The sequence below is a fragment of the Allofustis seminis DSM 15817 genome, from assembly GCF_000374325.1.
GTDB lineage: Bacteria > Bacillota > Bacilli > Lactobacillales > Carnobacteriaceae_A > Allofustis > Allofustis seminis.
This window is the reverse complement of the sequence record NZ_KB894079.1, coordinates 156,246-174,502: the sequence shown is the minus strand read 5'-3', so window position 1 is coordinate 174,502 and position 18,257 is coordinate 156,246. Positions and strand designations below refer to the sequence as shown.

Genomic DNA, 18,257 nt, shown 5'->3' with positions numbered 1-18,257 from the left:
GTTGTTTTTTATTGATCATCTGATGGTTGGGCAGGTGATTCTTCTTCAAGTTTTGATCCGAATACTTCACGTTCCAAATTGGAGAGACGTTTCAACACATCAAAATTTGTTACGGAAGAAGGAGCCGATGCTACAATTGTCTGCTCTTTTACGGCTGGCTCTTCATCAACAGCTTCCAATTTTTTGATAAGGCGTTCATTTTCTTCCCGCAATTTCTCGATTTCTTCATCATAAGAGCGATAATCACGAATAATAATATCTAAAAATTGATCGACTTCTTCGGGATTATAGCCTTTAAATTTGGTATCAAATACTTTATCCAATATTTTTCGTTGTGTTAATTTTCTCACGGAATTCACCCCAGTTAATTGTCATTATGCTATTTATTATTATAGCAACTTTTATACGGATTTAAAAGTCGGAATTCGGTTTTTGCGAAAACAAATGAGGATGATCTGCTACAAATAATTCTAACTCGCTCAAATGCGTTTGCATAATGGAATACTCTCTTTCTAAATTCATGCGCTCAATGGTCTGTTTTAAATACTTCGCTTTACCAGGATATTCTTCATCATAAATGAATAAAAGTCCATCAGTGTGGTGTATAAGAAATTGTTGATTGGCACTGAGTTGTGTTGGAGAAGTGTAGGGATGTTTGGAGGTGTAGTTCACATAGTCAGCTTGATGTAATAAAAGTTGTAATTTCTGCTGATGATCTTCATTCCAATTATGACCAAAGTCCATATATGGCAAAAATATCGCTAACTTTATATGGGGGTACTCCATTTTTAGATCATTGACGACTTCCGCACTCCACTGCTCTACCCCTAATTGTCCAGAGCAAATAAACCATCCCCACCCTTCTTCAATTAATCGCTTGAGTTCATTTTTTAAATAAGCTTTCAAATATTTTAATTTTATATCCTGTTCAGAAAAAATTTGCAGTTCATACGAGCGGTATCCACTCATCAACAATTTTTTCATAATAATGCTCCTATCATTTAGAAAACTGGTATAATTTGATATAATATACATAATGTATCTTAATGTAAAAAGGAGGTTGAGTCCACTGACTGTCAAATATCCGAATGGTTCAACACCATTTCAACAGCAAAATGACGTGTCTAACTCTCCCCAAAATGTTACTTATGGTAATCGTGGAATGACTCTGGAAGAAGATATTAATCTTACCAATCGTCAATATCTTGCACTAGAAAAAGCGGTTATTCATAAAAAACCAACGCCCATTCAAGTCGTTGCTGTGGACTATCCTAAGCGCTCCGCTGCTAAAATTACGGAAGCTTATTACCGAACAGCATCGACAACGGATTATAATGGATTATATCGTGGGTATTATCTGGATTTTGAAGCAAAAGAAACAAAAAATGCAACTCGCTTTCCTTTGAATAACTTTCATAGACATCAAATTGAACATATGCAACAATGTATTAAGCATGGTGGGATCGTTTTCGTTTTAATTCGTTTCAGATCATTGGAAGAAACTTATGTATGCCCTGCCACATTTATCATTGAATGGTGGCAGCAGATGCAGTCAGAAAATGGCAGAAAATCAATCCCTTACCAAGAAATTGTCAAAAATTGTTATCTTATTCCAATGGGATATTCCCCGCGTCTTGCTTATTTAGATGCAGTGGATGACCTTATTTTAAAACAGAGTGAAGAGGTGTAACCGAATGGATAAAAAAGAACAAAAAAATCCAGAAACGCGCGAACAAGTTCAAAAAAATAAAAAGAAACAAAATAAAAAATCGGTCGGCTACTGGATTAAAAAAGGCCTATTAGCATTTGCCGTTCTTATAGCAGTAGGCATTTTAGCGGGGGGTGGATTATTCTTCTACTACGCAAAAGATGCACCAAATATTACCGAAGCTGATTTGGAAGGAACATATTCTTCCGAACTCGTCGATATTCATGGCAATGTCTTTTATACTTTAGGCGGTGAAGAAAGAGAATATGCAACACTCGATGAATATAATCAGACGCTCATCGATGCGCTTCTTTCAACCGAAGACCAACAATTTTACAAACATTTTGGCATCAACCCATTCGCAATTGCTCGAGCGGCATTAGGATACATTCTCAACAAAGGAACAATCGTTGGTGGCGGAAGTACAATTACACAACAATTAGTGAAGAACTCCGTCTTTTCAACATTAAAATCAGATCAAACGCTTGAACGTAAAGCAAAAGAAGCTTGGTTATCGCTGAAAATTGAACGCCAATATTCAAAAGACCAAATTCTAACCTTCTACTTGAACAAAATTCATATGGGAGGAAATATCTACGGTATGGCTACCGCAGCGGAACAATATTTTGGTAAGTCCCCTTCAGAGCTTAAATTACATGAAGCGGCCCTACTTGCTGGAATGCCACAAGCGCCAAACTATTACAACCCACGTGAGAACCCAGAAGCTGCTACTGAACGCCGTAACCAAGTACTCGATGCAATGGTAAAAAACAAAAAATTATCTAAAGAAGAAGCCGAAGAAGCTAAAAAAATCCCTGTAGAAGACGGGCTAATTGAGCCTGTCGAAAAAAATGGAAACAATCTCGTCTTTGATGGATATTTGACGGCAGTGCTTAAAGAAATTGAGGAGAAAACAGATTTTGATCCTTATCTAGCGGGACTAAGAATCGAAACAAACCTCGATATGTCCGTTCAACAAGCAATTTATGATATCGCAAATACAAATGATTATGTCTATTTCCCAGATGAAGACATTCAAACTGCCATCTCTATCGTTGATCCAGATACTGGCAAGGTATTAGGTATTATCGGTGGGCGAAATCAAGAAGGACAACTCTCCGAAAACCGCGCCCTTTCTAATAGTCGAAGCATCGGCTCAACCATTAAACCGCTGATGGACTATGGACCAGCTATTGAATTCAACAAATATTCTACCTATCACTTAGTAAAAGATGAACCTTATTCATTAGATGATTGGAAGCCGAATAACTATGACAATAACTTCCGCGGTGAATTAACTTTACGTGAAGCACTTGTCGATTCACGTAACACTGTTGCAGCAAGAATTTTTAATGAGGATTTGAACCGAAGTGATGTCGAAACATTCTTATCACGACTTGGCATTGATCCTACAAAAATTACACCTGGTGCTGAAGGATTAGTTCCTTCAAGTGCCATTAATGGAAATATATCACCAATTCAACTGGCAAGTGCCTATGCTTCTTTTGCTAATGGCGGACACTTTACTAAGCCATATACTGTCAGCAAAATCATCACACCAGATGGGGAAGAAATCGATCTCATCCCTGAGACAAATAAAGCAATGGAAGATTACACCGCCTACATGATTACAGATATGTTAAAAGAAGTACCAAGACAATATCGCGATATGGGGATCTCTGGAGTGGTCCATGCAGGAAAAACAGGAACGACTAACTATACTGATCAGCAATTAGCTGAACATAATATCCCTGCTGAAGCTGCCCCAGATACATGGTACGTTGGTTATTCGAAGAACTTTTCTATTTCAGTTTGGATCGGCTATGATGAACCATTCAAACCAGGTCACTACGTTACCATCTCAGATGGCTCCATGATGCTCGCACGAAGAATATTCGTCCAAGCAATGATCGCATTGTCTGCTGAAGTCGGTGGTAGCGACTGGGAACGGCCAAGCTCTGTTGTGGCAAGTCCTGTCTATAAAGGATCCAATCCAGCAGAACTTCCAAGTAAGAACACACCAGACGAAAAAATTGTGCATGAATTATTTATTAAAGGAACAGAACCAACAAAAGTTCATGACGGTGCAGATGATAAACCACTTCCAGCACCAAGTGGCTTACAAGCACGCTATTCAGCAAGTGAAGATACTATTCACATTCAATGGAGTGCTTTTAAAGATTTTGAAAAAACAACCATTGACCCTGAATTCGTATTAACGATTAATGGCGAAGAAAAAGTAATTGACGATACACATTATGAAATTAAACATCCAAAACCAGGTACTTATGACATCTCACTTTATATAAGACGTGGTGAACATAATCAAGGCAATCCTTCTGTCCTCACACTTACAGTCCAAGAAAAGACAAAAGAAAAGAAAAAACCGAGTGAAAATGAGGAAGAAACAGATGAAGATGAAGACGATGATTAATTAGTAATTAATTAGTAATTAATTAGTAATATAATAAGCCCCACAGCTTTTTTATAAGTTGCGGGGCTATTTTTTATATTATGACCAATGCATTCATCACATGAGTTATTTTTTGTTATCTTTAAACATTTGGCGGAGCTTCTCTTCTTTTTGTTGCTCATGTTTTTCAATCATATATGGCACTGGATTACTTTTCAAACGGTAACCTTTATAAATATTCCAAATACCAACTGCCATTCCAAGACCACCAATCAACTGATCAAAGGTAAATACATAACCTCCAGCCATTGTAATAAGTATCCCTAAAATGAGTAAGATATTTGATGTTTTATGATACATATTATCCCCACTTCTATATTCAATGAAGATATTATAGCACACTCTTGGCAGCTGAACACTGTTTTCCTTATGTCAATCGTTCTATTTTGACAATTCTCCCCTCTCTTTTTATTATGGTTGGTACCACAGTTGGAATTTCCATTTATTCTTGGGCATGAGCTAGTTTACTGTCATTCTGGACAATAAAAAGAGCCACTACATATAAGAGTGCTGACATTATTTTGAATATAAAAATAGCACCTAACGTTTACAGTTAAGTGCTATCTTGTTGGAATCAACTCGCTATCTTCATCCCAAACTAATTCAAGATGTTTCTTTAAAAAAGCGCTCTAAATGTCCACTATGTCGGGCGTACATTAAAAATTGCCCTCTTGGGCGACACAATACATCATGCCCAGATTTGCGGTTTTTATGGTCCCGTTATATATCGCCTAATTAATTTAAAAGCTTTCAAAGTCTCAGGGCCCATATAACCTTTAATCGCAATATCTTTAAATTCATCGGCTATTTCTTCCAAAACAGTAAATTCAGAAACTTCGGAAACATATCCATCATCCGCATTCTCCATTTCCTCTAAATAGTTAAACATTTCTTTTGCTAAAACTTCGTCATTGCATATTGCGCGCTTCAATATGGGAACAAAAACAAAACTAAATACAGTATGGGACAGTATGGGGGCCAGAATTAGAATCTAGACCTCCCCTTTCAAATTCTTTTTCACAAAGAACTCTAACTTCGTTAAACTTCTTGCATACATCTTCTATTAAATTTTCATAATTCATCATTGATCCAACTCCATTAACTTTTCTAATTCTTTTCCAAGTAAAGCCTGCCCTTTGGAGGTAATTCTTTTTGTAATGATTTTTTTAGATGTCATTGCAAACACTATTTTATCAGAAAACTATGAATCATTTTTTGTACTTAGATTATAAATTAAAGACATTAAAAAACACCCGCAAGTTTCCTTGGAGGTGTTATTGCTTTTCTATTTCTGTAATCTCCTCAATATCTTCAGGAGAAAACTCATAAATTGCTTGTTGACTTCTGACCCATAAAACCGAGCCTAAGTTATCATTGTTTTCTGTATTTATATACTTAGCCATCCCCGTCAACAAAACGCCCTCTCTTGACAGGACAGATACTTTTTTCCATCATATTTTCTAATATCCATTTTAATCCTCCTTTTCAAAATAGGTTGGAACAATATGTGTTCTTTTTTTGAGTAGTGAATTGACAATGCGTTTGCATGTTTTCCTGTATATATGTCCACTCCTATTTTTCTGTCATCTGTAACATCAACAACTTCTACCCACGTTCTTCTGCTTTTTCTCTTGATGACTGTCCCTGTTCCTGCATATTTATCGAACAGCTCTTGAACGTTTACGCCATCATAGAAATAGCTTTTATTGCTCCCTGCCGTAGACTCCATATGTGGCGCTTGTTTTTCTGGGTTTATGACAGAAGTCCATCTTCCATCTTCTAACCTACTTTTTACATAATAATGGTCTTGTAACTGTATCCATTGTTCAAGCTTGTTATACTTCAATTCTTGGAACTTTGAAAGATTTCTAGGTACCTCTCTGCCAAGGATTTTACGGTAATTCTTAAGTAACCTTTTATCTACAGTTTCATTTTTTACATCAAGATTAAAATCTTTTATATGTTTTTTAGCTTTCTTTCCAAACTGAGAATAGCTAAAGTTAAATTTATTTCGTTCATCACTAAACTCTATTCTTTCTTCTATTCTATCACTTTTATACTCTTGATTTCTGATTCATTAAAAGACATGTATGGATAATCTTTAGTTTCTATAGTTAACTCATCGTACTTTCCACCTTCAGTATCTTGCTTACCAGTATAGGAAATAACTTTTCCAACCTGTACGATTCCGCTCTTAGAAACCACTTTTATTTTTTCCCCCATATATTTCATAAAATCCATATTAATCACCTCTTTATAGTGCTATTAATAAAGCATGCAAACGTGCAGATATCCAACCTATTAATTTTCATTATTTAAGACATACCCACTGCTCGTTGCTTCTCTATGCAGGAGCTAACATTAAATACATTTCTAAGAGATTAGGACATGCAAACACATCAATTACATTTGATACTTATTCGCATCTCATTAAAGAATTTGAAGAACAAGAAAATGATTTTATATTCTATTTCGTTTTATTCTTTTCTCATAACAAAAAATACACCGCTAACTTCATAAATTAGTGGTGTATAGCTATTCTTACCCATCGTTTAACAAGGGAATGTTTGTTCCCTTTTATATTAAAAAGGAGAAGAAGGGATTTGAACCCTCGAAACGGGATTACCGTTTACCCGCGTTCCAGGCGAGCTCCTTCAGCCACTCGGACACTTCTCCAAAATAAAGTTGCGCTTTAATATAATTAACGCCACAAGGAATATTTTAACAAGTGTTACTGATGAATGCAAGCTGTTTTTCTATTTATTTTTTTGGCAAGCTGGACATACACCAAAAATTTCTAGACGATGACTACGCACTTCAAAACCAGTCAATTCCGCTACATCATGTTCTACTTGGTTAAGCTTTGGATAATTAAAGTCGACAATTCTTCCACATTTTTCGCAAATGGCATGATAGTGCATACAATCTGTAAGATCAAAACGCGCTGATTCTGCTCCATAATGCAGATCAAGCACAAAACCTAATGCCACAAAAATTTCTAAATTATTGTAAATGGTCGCAACACTCATACTTGGATAATCATCTTTTAACGCTTCATATATTTCACGTGCCGTCGGGTGCGATTCTTTTTCAATCATATAATTTAAAATGGCAACACGTTGATCTGTTACACGAATTTTGTTGTCTCTTAGAATTTGAATATATTCTTCTATTTTTTTCTTATTTTCCACAGACAACAGTCCTTTCATTCATAAGTATCATGCGCACTAGTTTTTATTTCTTTTGAAAATATGGCGCAACGTTTCACGAATTGTCTTTTTATTAGGGCGATTATTTGTCATATTTAATGTGTGACTTTCTTTTTTTAATGTTGTTGCTTCAGCTTTCAATCGTTTTTCAAATTCTATTTGGACTAATTTCACTATTGTTTTAGGCGTTAAGCCATTTCCCGAGCGATTACTTTCTGCTATTAATTTTAATACAGAAATGTAGCTTTTCGCAAGTGCCGATGTAATGATAGCTGCAGTTACACCACTAATAAAGCCTCCAACAACTGTTCCTACACCAGGAATTAATTTAAAAGCATTAGAAACGATACTTTTTCCTAAATATGTTGCTGATCCAGTCCCTCCTACGGCTGCAATAATACTAACAACCGTTGAATATTCTATTGGAACTCCAAAAATCGCTGTGATATGCGCAAGCAAGGTGATTTGCATCGGGACGAGTACGGATGCATCTGAAAATGGAATCGGCGTAAAGCCGACACCAAATGTCATTGCGATATATTTTCGAGACCATTTTTCGGCGGCTTTGACTTTTCTATCTAAATCGACTTGTTGCGCATTATTAAAAGACTTTTTTGTATCTTCTGGAATGACTTGCCATGTTTTGTCTATTAATTCCATTAGACCAAATGAATGAATGGTGTAATTATCATCAACGGGAAAATCTTTGGCTAGTACGGGGTGGATACCAGAAACTGGAAGATTAAGCGAGTTCAAATAGGTAATAAATGCTTCAGCCTGAGTTCCAATAGCTTGCGTTAGAATTAATAGCACTGGCATCTTTTTAGCAAGTTGTTCGGTCCATTCTATTTCAATACTCTCAATACGATTACTCATTGACTGAATGCAATAATATGCGACATCAATATCATCATCTGTTCCGCGTTGGGCTGCGATTGCATCGAACACTTCATTTTTCACTTTATCCTGAATCATCTCATCCAGCTCTAATCCCTGTGTGTCATATAGGACAATAGGGACATTCTCTTTTTCAATTCTTATGAGATGCTTTGTGACAGGTTTGCCTATTCCTGTCGTTGCCAAATTTTCACGAAATAGACAATTGATAAGTGTCGATTTACCTACACCACTCTTGCCAATTAACAAAATATGTAGGGGTTTCATTTTACTAATTTCATCATTTGCTTGTTCAAGTAAATGACGTGCTGCTCTTTCATGATCTAAAATGACCATCCACTCCCTATTCAGATACTTGCTCTACATTAGTTACGTGCCACGTGCCTTCGCCAAATTGTAAATCGACAACAAATTGTTTCGAGTTATCCTGGCTTGAAACGGTCGCCTGCACTTTTCCAGGGCCATTATTTCCAATCCAGACAGGATACATATCCTCTCCCAACCCCGTTACTTGTTTGGATAATTTTAGTACTTCATTCATGTCACTGGATCCTTCTTCATAACTGACTTCATGTGTTTCATCAAGCGGTGCATTTTTTTCAACGCCCTCAGTAATTTTTTCTTTTTTGGGTGTGTGATGCTCTGCTTTTTCTTTTTTTACTTGCTTTTTAGTATTTTCTTTTGATGATTCACTTTCTTGTGAAGATTCATCTTGATTTTCTTGTTCTTGATCAGAGTCTGAGGCATCTTTTTGTTCTTGAACGTCAGTATTTCGGTCATCTATAGGTTCTTTGGATGTATTGGCGGAAAAGTCCTGCCATACAATATATATAATAAGAGAAGCCAAAATTACCAATAGACCAGCGACCACTTTATAATAGATAGAATCTAATTTGATCCCTGAATCTCCTTGGCGATTTTCGGCACGTCCCATACGTGTTTCTTTACTTGATTTACTCATAAATTCATCATCTCTCCATTAATTGTCTTTCATGGACTGGTGCAAACTATAATCCAAGCGCCCTAAAAGGACGAGAAGCATTTGTTTTTCTTCTTCGCTCCATGCAATGAGCGTCTGATTAAGGTAGGCCGTAAAAGATCTTATATAATTATTATAATGCATTTTAGCATCAGATGTTAAATTAAAAAAGGCAAATCGCTTATCTTCCCCTGCTTTTCTTTCGACTAATTGTAATTTTTCTAAAGTGTTCATTTGACGGCTTACAGTTGATTTATCTAACTGTGCACGTTCTGTTATTTGTTTCAATGTAAGTGTATCTTCTCCAATAATTGAAATGAGGTAGATGGTGGATGCATTTAATTTTTCTTTGGCAAGCATTCTTTTTTTTGCGGCATCAAATGAAATGGCCACCTCTTCCATTTGTTTTAATAAGGCTTTTATATCGACCGTTTTGCTCATGATAATCATCTCCTGCTCTTTTTAGTTTGATAGTCAAACTTTATATTTGCATGAGTCAACTATATCATATTTTTTATATCAATTAAACAATTATCATATGGTCTAACAATAAATGATAAGGAATGGTATACTTTTAGCTGAAGGGAGTTTTATTATGTCATTTGATGGAATATTTTTACATGCAATAATTAATGAAATTAAGCCTATAATCTTAAATGGAAAAGTTTCAAAAATTTATCAACCCTATCATAATGAACTTATTTTACGTATACGTCATCAGAGAAAGAATTATCAGCTATTACTTGTGGCCGATCCAATTGGCGCACGTATGCAGTTGACACAAGAAAAATATGATAACCCTATTAAAGCACCGCAATTTCTTATGGTTATGCGTAAATATTTAGAACGTACTACTTTAGTGGACATTCAACAAGTTCAAAATGATCGGCATGTTATTTTTTATTTTTCAGGCTATAATGAGTTGCAAGATCCTGCACAATATCAGCTACATTTGGAAATTATGGGGCGACATAGCAATTTAATCTTAGTCGATGAATCGAACAAAATATTAGAAGTAATTCGACATATTCCTATTTCACAGAACTCTTACCGGACATTGTTACCAGGCGCTTTTTACAAAATGCCCCCAACACAAGATAAAATTAATCCATTCGATGATTTTTCTTGGCCATTCAGTGAGAGTCCTTCATGGAATACATTGCAAAAAACGTTTCAAGGATTAGGCGCTGATTCTGCACGTGAAATCGTCTGGCAATTTCGGACACATTCGACATCAGATGAACATATTTTCAAAGCATTTATAGTGGCACATGATAATCCGCCATTTCAGCCGACAATTGCCTATAAAGACAATACACAACAATTTTCGGCAATTCCTTTCGGTCAAATGGAAGGAGAAAAAATGCCATATCCATCTTTAAGCGAGATGCTAGACCACTTCTATCGTCAGCAACAGCGGCTTACCTTGACTAAGCAACGCTTCCACGATCTTTCTCAAACGCTACAAAATGAAATAAAGAAAATGAAGCGTAAAATTGTTAAGATTGAAGATGAATTAGCAACTACTCATGATAAAGAATCTTATCGAATTAAAGGAGAAGTGTTGACTGCTTTTTTACATGAGGTGAAAGCAGGTGCTGAATTTGTCATATTGCCTAACTTCTATCAAGATAATGAACCACTCACAATTGAATTAGCACCACAGAAAACCCCTGCACAAAATGCTCAAGCATTATTTTCTACCTATCAAAAATTAAAAAATCGAAAAAATTATGCAAGCCAACAATTAAATCAAGCCCAACAGGACCTTGCTTATTTACAATCGGTCGAATCTGCCCTTTATCATGCGGATTTGGAAGAAATTCAAGAAATTCGTACAGAATTGATTGCTGAAGGTTTTTTAAAAGAAAAAGCAAGAAAGATGCGTTCAACAGCTCCTAAAAAAGTGCCTTATGATGAATATCAAGCAACGGATGGTACCTTAATTCGTGTCGGAAAAAATAATTATCAAAATGATCAACTAACAAACAACATTGCAAATTCCCATCATTGGTGGCTTCATAGCAAAGATATTCCAGGCAGTCATGTTGTTATCGTTGATGAACATCCGAGCGAACAAACGATGATAGAAGCCGCTGAAATTGCTGCTTATTTTAGTAAATATCGTCAATCAAGCAACGTCCCCGTTGACATCACGCAAATTAAAAATGTTCATAAGCCCAATGGTGCACGTCCTGGTTTTGTAACATATGACCAGCAACGTACATTATTTGTTACACCAATTGAAAAAAAAGTAATGCGCCGCAAAAAATAATTTTTTTACTTATAAAGCAACTTAAAGATAACGCTTCCATCCCCCCCAATTTTTAGTATACTTATAGTGAATATATTAAAAGGAGGCGTTTTAGATGAATATAAAAAAGTTACTATCTTCTCTACTACTTGTTAGTCTTATTTTCTTTTTATCTGCATGCTCTAATCACTCAGCAGCTAGTGATCTTCTAAAAGGTACCATGCTCAATAAAGTTTCTGGAAATGGGCCTGACAAAGTGACTTTTGTCAATAATGATATGTATGCTGAAAATGATTATATACCGCCCGTCGTTAAAAATCCTGAAGAAATGACAGAGCCTAAGATAGATGGGACCTATAAAAATATAAAATTTAAAGATGAAGATGAACGCTATCTTGTCATTTATGATAATGAGGTACTTTTTTCATTTGAATTAATTGACGATGACTTATTGGAAGATTTGGATAGCAACCAATATAGGATAACACCTCTTAGCAAAGATCAATCAGAAAAAGAGTAAGCATGTATCACACCCATTACGATATATTTTATAACAAATACTCTTCTCTTCCATCTTATTCAACGTAACAAAATTAACCCCCGAAAAAGAGTAACACTCTAACTTTCGGGGGTTTTATTTTGAATTAAATATTCTTTTTTAATTTCGCTTTTGCTTTTTCAATTTTAGCAATGCATTCTTGGTGATCATGTTTGCGCGCTGGGCATTGATAGCGGCCAAAAAATATTAAGCGATGATGGGCGATACTCCACAAGTCTTCTGGCAATTTATCCATTAAAGCATGTTCTACCTCTTCAAAAGTACTATCTTCCGCTGCAATCTTAAATTTCTTACTTATACGATTAACATGTGTATCTACTGCAATCGCTGGGATGTGAAATGCTACACTTAGCACAACATTTGCTGTCTTTCTTCCGACACCAGGCAATGTTTGTAACTCTTCTCTTGTTTGTGGAACTTGTCCATTATAATCTTGAAGTAATTTTTTTGCCGTTTCTTTGATGAATTTCGCCTTGTTGCGATATAGTCCAATTGTTTTCAAGTCTTGTTGCAAATCTTTAAGATCTGCCGCCGCTAATTGTTGTGGCGTTGGATATTTTTTAAATAGTTTGTCTGTCACTTGATTTACCGCAACATCTGTCGTCTGCGCACTTAAAATAACTGCAATCAAAAGCTCAAATGAATTCTTATGATTCAATTCTGCTTTAGATTCTGGAAATAATACACCCATTGCTTCAATAAGTTCTGTTGTTTCTTTTTTATTTAGAAGTCGTTCGCTCATCAGAAGCATCCTCTCCCGGCTTGATCCAATTAAATAAAGGAACTGGATCATAATAACCAGTCGCTTCATCTGTTGCATAAGATTCCACTTTGGATTGTCTAAATTTTCGACTTTCCGCCTCTACTTGTTCTTTTGTTGTGATATTTTTTTTGCGCCAATTTAACAATATTCGGTCCATATATTTAAAGCTATAAGCTTGAGCTAGTACTGCTTCTTTAAGCGCTAATGCAATGATATCAGGAGTATAATGGTCTTCATATAACCACATGGACAAAGTCTGCATCTCAATAGGTGATAATGGACGACCGAATTCATCTTCGAACATTTTATATAATTTCTTTTGTAATTGTACGCGGTCATCTTGTTCTTGATGCTCTTTTTGGTGAGTTTGCAGCATGAATAATTTCTCCCAAAGCAACTCAAGCGAAAATAAGTCGGTATCTTTGCCTTCACTATTTTTTACCGTTTGGATCGTTAAATTCTTATTTTCCAAAAGGTTCTGGATTAATTGATAGATCTCTTCCAAATCGCGGCCCATATAGTGACTGATTGCTTTTAAATCAGGAAATTTATCCCCATGATCAAGTGCATATTTAATAAATAAAATAAAAACCAATTCATCATCGGTTAATCCAATTTTTTTATAATCGAAAAGCAGATGCGCCGGAATATCTACAGTCCCGGCAGCCATCCACTGATGAAATAAGGAATAATCCACAATAATCGCTTCTTTCTTGTAATATTAAGGGTACAAGCGGTTGAGAAGGCGTGGGAATGGTATCGACTCGCGAATGTGTTTATTTCCAGTCACCCAAGTCACAAAGCGATCGAGTCCTAATCCAAAACCTGAATGTGGGACAGAACCATATCGGCGTAAATCTAAATACCAATCATAATCATCAGGATTCAGTCCAAAGTTAATAATTTTTTCACGTAAAATATCATAGTCTGTCTCACGCTCGCTACCTCCGATAATTTCACCATATCCTTCAGGTGCAATCAGGTCAGCACATAAAACGACATCATCACGGTCCGGATGATCTTTCATATAAAAGGCTTTAATCGCTTTAGGATAATTCATAATGAAGACAGGTTTTTCAAAATGTTCAGCAATATATGTTTCTTCAGGAGATCCAAAGTCTGCTCCCCATTCAACATCAAAGTCCGCTTTTTGTAACATTTCAATCGCTTCATCATATGTAATTCTTGGGAATGGAAGTTGTGTATAACGTTTTAAAACTTCACGGTCTCTTCCTAGAACGTCCAAAGCATAATCACAATGATCGAGAACATGCTGAATTAAATAGGCCACATATTCTTCTTGAAGTTTCAATGAATCTTCATGATCGCAAAAAGCTATTTCAGGTTCAATCATCCAAAATTCCGTTAAATGGCGGCGTGTTTTTGATTTTTCTGCACGAAAAGTTGGTCCATAAGTGAACACTTTACCAAAAGCCATTGCACCTGCTTCAGCATATAATTGACCTGTCTGTCCTAAATAAGCATTATCTCCGAAATAATCCACTTCGAACAAATCAGTTGTATTCTCACCAGCAACTCCTGTCAAAATAGGAGCATCAATTTTCACAAAACCGCGTTCATAGAAAAACTCAAAAGTTGCATGAATTATTTCATTACGAATTTGCATAATAGCATGTTGCTTAGAAGATCTTAGCCATAGATGACGATGATCCATCAAAAAGTCTGTACCATGTGCTTTGGGAGTAATTGGATAGTCAACGGAGTCGCCCAACACTTTTAGATCTTCAATATGGATCTCATAACCGAATTTTGAACGTCCATCTTCTTGAATTGTGCCAACTACTTCAACAGCTGTTTCTTGATTTAAATGAGTAATTGCATCAAAAAGTGCTTCTCCAAGTTGACTTTTTAAAGCCACTCCTTGGAAATAAGCACTCCCATCGCGCAACTGTAAAAAAGCGATTTTCCCGCTGGAGCGCTTATTCGCAACCCATCCTTTAATTTGAACTTTTTGTTCAACATAATCTTTTGAATCAATAATACGTATATATTCCATCTTATTACCCCTTATCTTTATCTTAAATTAATTATCATGATCATTTAAATATTTTCTAATGTGCGTAACCACTGACCATCTTCTAATTGGATAATATAATAGCCAAGTCGATTGTTTTTACTCAAGAAACTCACTTCCCATATCGGCACTTCATCAATTACACCGATACGCGCTTCTAATATTTTTTGAGGATTACATTCTGAAATCGTCTGTTGGATTGCATCTGATTTCGATAATGTCTCATCCACAGCTAAGGTGAGTATGTCGCCGCCTTTTTGCTTGACAATGACATATATTTCCTCATCTTCTTCATCGGATCCTAGCAATGTAAAGTATGTCTCAGTGCCATTATACCAATAGAAATCTTTCGCATCTTTCAATCCTGCTTTAGCCTTAGCCAGAGCAATTGTTTCATCGCGGGCCTGATTGAGCGGACGTATTCCACGATTAATCTGACCATAGAAAAAAATTAAAAGTATCGCCGAGGTAATTACTAGTGCGATCATTATTCTTTTTACTTTTAATTTCAATTCGCTACGCCTCATTTCCTTTGAAGATATCTGATTTATTATATCAAAAATTGCATTGAATTTAAACTTAATACATATTAAGTGAAGAGAATATAAAAAAATAAGCATCTTTTAAAAGATGCTTACTTAAAATATTTTTCAATGGTTCGATGCATTGTATCAAGCGTTTGAACAATCTGTGGGGTGTCAGACGGGATTGCTTGAATAAATGATTTCTTATAACGGGCTGTTTGATAGCGTTTATCCAAAATAATTAACAAGCCTTTATCTTTTTTAGAGCGAATGAGCCGTCCAAATATTTGTTTTAATCGCATAACGGCACGCGGTAATAAAATTTCTTTAAATCTCTTGTTCTTGTCTAACATCGCATGTTCATAAATTTCAAAAATTGGCAATTCAGGTGAATCAAAGGGCAGTCGTGGTAATATAATCACCTCGAGCTGGTCATGAGGCAGGTCAAGTCCTTCACTAAATGAATGACTACCTAATAATAAAGTCGGTTTATTCCGTTTGAACCGCTTCAATATACGCAAACGGCTTCCTGATTTTCCTTGCGCTAGTAGTTGATAATGTTGAAGATTTTCTCGTTCTATCAATAAATCATAAACACAATTCATTAAATCTAGCGATTGAAATAGCACCAATGCCTTGCGATGAGTATGCATTAATATTTTTTCAAGTTGACAAGTAATATCTTTTGCATAATCATCCACTAATTTTTTAGGGTATAAAGCGGAGTCTGGTAATAGGACTAGCGACTGTTCAAAGTAGCAATATTCACTATCCACACGATAAAATGCTAAATCAGTCAGTCTCAGGCTATCCGCTAAATAAGCGATACTCTCCCCCTTGCTCAACGAACTGCTCGTATAAATCTGACGAGTATTGGCTTTAAGTCGTTCAAAAAGTAAATGATTTTTGTCCGTCTTTGCCATTTTAAAGACAAGTCTTGAGTTATGATCCATTGTTATAACACTTAGCCAGCGCTGATATTTATCTGCACCGTGTGCTAAAAATATTTCACGGAAATTGTAAAGATACTGCTGATATTGTTCACATATTTTGATTAATTTATTTTGGATATATAGGCGATGTTGACGATAATGATATTCATTTTTAATAGGACGTTTCAATACTTTATTTATAATTTTTAGTAATGATGTACCACTCTTAATAATTTCCCGATACAGCCTTTTTTGGTCAAGCGTTTGATCTATCATATTCACATCATACTCGTGCCGACCATTCCGCTTTTGTGTTAAAGGTAATTTCGTTAAATATTTTTCAAATGTTCCAAAATAAATTGAAAAAGCTTCTAATTGCCATTTCAAATTAAAGTTCACCTGATGATACTCGTCTGGATTCATTCGATTACGAACACTGAATTCGTCAATGATTTCTAACAAATGATTCAATAACTGATCCATCTTATATGCATCAAATTGAATTAATGACTGTTTTAAGACGATATCTGGCATATGATGACTCTCATCAAAAATAGTTAGCGTATCACTTTTCAAAAGTGGATACTCACTGGACCAATCATGGCATAAAAAGGTGTGGTTAGTTACAAGAATATGTGCATGATTAATTTTCCATCTGCGACGTGCTAAAAAATCAACTTGACTCCAGTACGGATTAATGCCTGAATAAGACTCACCAGTAACCATATCCCAAAGTTCTAATTCTTTCTCGCTTCCATAGCCAATTTCTTCAATATCTCCCGTATAGGTTTCTGTCAGCCAGACCAAAATACGCATACAACTAAAAGCAGAGCGATCATTGGCATCAATTCTTGCGATCCACTGCGCAAAACGTTCAACGTTCAAATAATGGTTCGCACTTTTAACGATCGCAACTTCAAAATCAAATCCCGTCAAAGGATTTAATTGATAATGGATCGTTTTTTTAATTTGTTCTTGAAGCAACGTAGTTTGTGTACTAATAATGAGTGGCGTATTATCATCAATAAAAAAACTCATCGGAAATAAATATCCTAAAGTCTTTCCAATCCCTGCTGGTGCCTCAATTGCAATTGGAGTACCTTCTTTTTTAGAAAAATTTTCATATATCAGATCCATCATATGCCATTGATTTATCCTTTTTTCAAAAGGCGGTCGGAATATTTTTTCTTTTTCAGCTTTTTCTTTCGGATAATCACGTGGTACCACACGATGAATAAGTGGATATTCATAAGGTGCGAAAGCAAGATGATCAACAACTTTAAAATCATCATCACAACTTTCATTGAAAGCACGTGCATCAGTGAAGAAATCAGAAGTATCAAAGATAAGATCATTCGATAATCGACTCAATTCATGTAAGGTAACACTAGGTAGATGAACTGCTTTTTCCCACATTGCATGCAATAATTTAACAGTCATTCTTGCATCAAATAAAGCATTATGCGCATGATCAAAAGGCTCTTCCAGCAATTCAGCTAAATCTTCTAATGCATAATTGGGTGACTGGGGCCATAAGATCTGGGCAAGTTGTACAGTATCAATCGCTTTGTTTTTAAGTGCAGGAAAACCATAATTTTCAAGTTGTTCATTCAAAAATTTGAAATCAAACCCTACATTATGGGCTACAAAGACAGTATCATGTAAGATCATCGCAATAAGCGGTGCTATTTCTTCAAAATATGGAGCACCTTTCACATCTTGATTAGAAATACCCGTAAGGCGAGTAATATAAGGTGGAATGGATCGTTCTGGTTGCACTAAAGTATCGAATTCTTGTAATATTTTCCCATTTTGATATAAGACACAAGCAAATTGAATTATTTTCTCATTGGAATTCATGCTGGAGCCTGTTGCTTCAATATCTACAATGGCATAAGTGATTTCTGGATTCATTCTTTCACCT

At 35.6% G+C, this 18,257-nt stretch carries 21 protein-coding genes and 1 tRNA gene; 5 read left to right on the top strand and 17 right to left on the bottom strand.

All coding sequences use genetic code 11. The features are described 5' to 3' along the window. Positions 1–8 precede the first annotated feature (8 nt). Positions 9–350: a cell division regulator GpsB gene (gene gpsB, locus C231_RS0100860; protein ID WP_018658766.1), complete on the bottom strand. Its 342-nt coding sequence runs from the start codon at positions 348–350 to the stop codon at positions 9–11. A 61-nt stretch (positions 351–411) separates the two neighbouring features. Beyond that, positions 412–984, bottom strand: a complete 573-nt coding sequence (locus C231_RS07515) for an SLOG family protein (protein WP_018658765.1) — start codon at positions 982–984, stop codon at positions 412–414. Between the two features lie 85 nt (positions 985–1,069). Between C231_RS07515 and recU the strand changes: the two genes are divergently transcribed. Beyond that, positions 1,070–1,690, top strand: coding sequence for a Holliday junction resolvase RecU (gene recU / locus C231_RS0100850; protein WP_026314272.1), 621 nt, complete (start codon positions 1,070–1,072; stop codon positions 1,688–1,690). Between the two features lie 4 nt (positions 1,691–1,694). After that, entirely contained in the window at positions 1,695–4,142 is a 2,448-nt protein-coding gene (locus C231_RS07510) for a transglycosylase domain-containing protein (RefSeq protein WP_018658763.1), read from the top strand. A 105-nt stretch (positions 4,143–4,247) separates the two neighbouring features. Here C231_RS07510 and C231_RS0100840 read toward each other — a convergent pair whose 3' ends face one another. The 5 genes from C231_RS0100840 to C231_RS0100815 all read right to left on the bottom strand — a co-directional run bounded on the left by C231_RS0100840 (position 4,248) and on the right by C231_RS0100815 (position 6,422). Beyond that, positions 4,248–4,481: a hypothetical protein gene (locus tag C231_RS0100840; RefSeq protein ID WP_018658762.1), complete on the bottom strand. Its 234-nt coding sequence runs from the start codon at positions 4,479–4,481 to the stop codon at positions 4,248–4,250. A 409-nt stretch (positions 4,482–4,890) separates the two neighbouring features. Continuing rightward, entirely contained in the window at positions 4,891–5,151 is a 261-nt protein-coding gene (locus C231_RS08820; RefSeq protein WP_425386740.1) for a DUF7674 family protein, read from the bottom strand. A gap of 304 nt (positions 5,152–5,455) precedes the next feature. Beyond that, a complete protein-coding gene (locus tag C231_RS08505) occupies positions 5,456–5,596 on the bottom strand; it encodes a hypothetical protein (protein ID WP_018658759.1) in 141 nt (46 codons plus the stop codon). Beyond that, on the bottom strand, positions 5,590–6,027 hold the full coding sequence (locus tag C231_RS07505) for a polymorphic toxin type 50 domain-containing protein (protein ID WP_026314271.1): 438 nt from the start codon (positions 6,025–6,027) through the stop codon (positions 5,590–5,592). Before C231_RS07505 ends, C231_RS08505 begins: the two co-directional genes overlap by 7 nt. A 194-nt stretch (positions 6,028–6,221) precedes the next feature. Further along, on the bottom strand, positions 6,222–6,422 hold the full coding sequence (locus C231_RS0100815; protein ID WP_018658758.1) for an LSm family protein: 201 nt from the start codon (positions 6,420–6,422) through the stop codon (positions 6,222–6,224). A 23-nt stretch (positions 6,423–6,445) separates the two neighbouring features. On the opposite strand from C231_RS0100815, the gene C231_RS08815 reads away from it, so the two are divergent. Then, a complete protein-coding gene (locus tag C231_RS08815) occupies positions 6,446–6,706 on the top strand; it encodes a tyrosine-type recombinase/integrase (RefSeq protein ID WP_083912478.1) in 261 nt (86 codons plus the stop codon). Positions 6,707–6,769: 63 nt separating this feature from the next. Here the strand turns inward: C231_RS08815 and C231_RS0100810 are convergent. From C231_RS0100810 to C231_RS0100790, 5 genes are all read right to left on the bottom strand, one after another. Next, a tRNA-Ser gene (locus C231_RS0100810) sits at positions 6,770–6,857 on the bottom strand. A gap of 80 nt (positions 6,858–6,937) precedes the next feature. Beyond that, entirely contained in the window at positions 6,938–7,390 is a 453-nt protein-coding gene (locus C231_RS0100805) for a Fur family transcriptional regulator (RefSeq protein ID WP_169333931.1), read from the bottom strand. 18 nt (positions 7,391–7,408) lie between these two features. Continuing rightward, positions 7,409–8,623 carry a YcjF family protein gene (locus tag C231_RS07500; protein ID WP_018658756.1) on the bottom strand — a complete coding sequence of 405 codons (1,215 nt, stop codon included), beginning with the start codon at positions 8,621–8,623 and terminating at the stop codon, positions 7,409–7,411. Between the two features lie 7 nt (positions 8,624–8,630). Next, a complete protein-coding gene (locus C231_RS0100795) occupies positions 8,631–9,248 on the bottom strand; it encodes a DUF1510 family protein (RefSeq protein WP_018658755.1) in 618 nt (205 codons plus the stop codon). Positions 9,249–9,266: 18 nt separating this feature from the next. Then, complete coding sequence (locus C231_RS0100790; protein WP_018658754.1) at positions 9,267–9,707, bottom strand: MarR family winged helix-turn-helix transcriptional regulator; 441 nt, start codon at positions 9,705–9,707, stop codon at positions 9,267–9,269. Between the two features lie 154 nt (positions 9,708–9,861). Here C231_RS0100790 and C231_RS0100785 point away from each other — a divergent pair, with 154 nt between their 5' ends. Next, the gene (locus tag C231_RS0100785; RefSeq protein WP_018658753.1) at positions 9,862–11,541 is read left to right on the top strand and encodes an Rqc2 family fibronectin-binding protein; all 1,680 of its coding nucleotides are present in this window, start codon (positions 9,862–9,864) and stop codon (positions 11,539–11,541) included. Between the two features lie 94 nt (positions 11,542–11,635). After that, entirely contained in the window at positions 11,636–12,040 is a 405-nt protein-coding gene (locus tag C231_RS0100780; protein ID WP_018658752.1) for a hypothetical protein, read from the top strand. 124 nt (positions 12,041–12,164) lie between these two features. Here the strand turns inward: C231_RS0100780 and nth are convergent, their stop codons facing one another. The 5 genes from nth to C231_RS0100755 all read right to left on the bottom strand — a co-directional run bounded on the left by nth (position 12,165) and on the right by C231_RS0100755 (position 18,247). Continuing rightward, complete coding sequence (nth, locus tag C231_RS0100775; protein WP_018658751.1) at positions 12,165–12,821, bottom strand: endonuclease III; 657 nt, start codon at positions 12,819–12,821, stop codon at positions 12,165–12,167. Next, positions 12,799–13,539 (bottom strand): DnaD domain-containing protein, encoded by a 741-nt coding sequence (locus C231_RS0100770; protein WP_018658750.1) that lies wholly within the window; start codon positions 13,537–13,539, stop codon positions 12,799–12,801. The genes nth and C231_RS0100770 overlap by 23 nt, the downstream gene beginning before the upstream one ends. A 24-nt stretch (positions 13,540–13,563) precedes the next feature. Further along, complete coding sequence (gene asnS / locus C231_RS0100765; RefSeq protein ID WP_018658749.1) at positions 13,564–14,859, bottom strand: asparagine--tRNA ligase; 1,296 nt, start codon at positions 14,857–14,859, stop codon at positions 13,564–13,566. Positions 14,860–14,903: 44 nt separating this feature from the next. Further along, entirely contained in the window at positions 14,904–15,389 is a 486-nt protein-coding gene (locus C231_RS0100760; protein ID WP_018658748.1) for a cell wall elongation regulator TseB-like domain-containing protein, read from the bottom strand. Positions 15,390–15,511: 122 nt separating this feature from the next. After that, positions 15,512–18,247, bottom strand: a complete 2,736-nt coding sequence (locus C231_RS0100755; RefSeq protein ID WP_018658747.1) for a helicase C-terminal domain-containing protein — start codon at positions 18,245–18,247, stop codon at positions 15,512–15,514. Positions 18,248–18,257 lie beyond the last annotated feature (10 nt).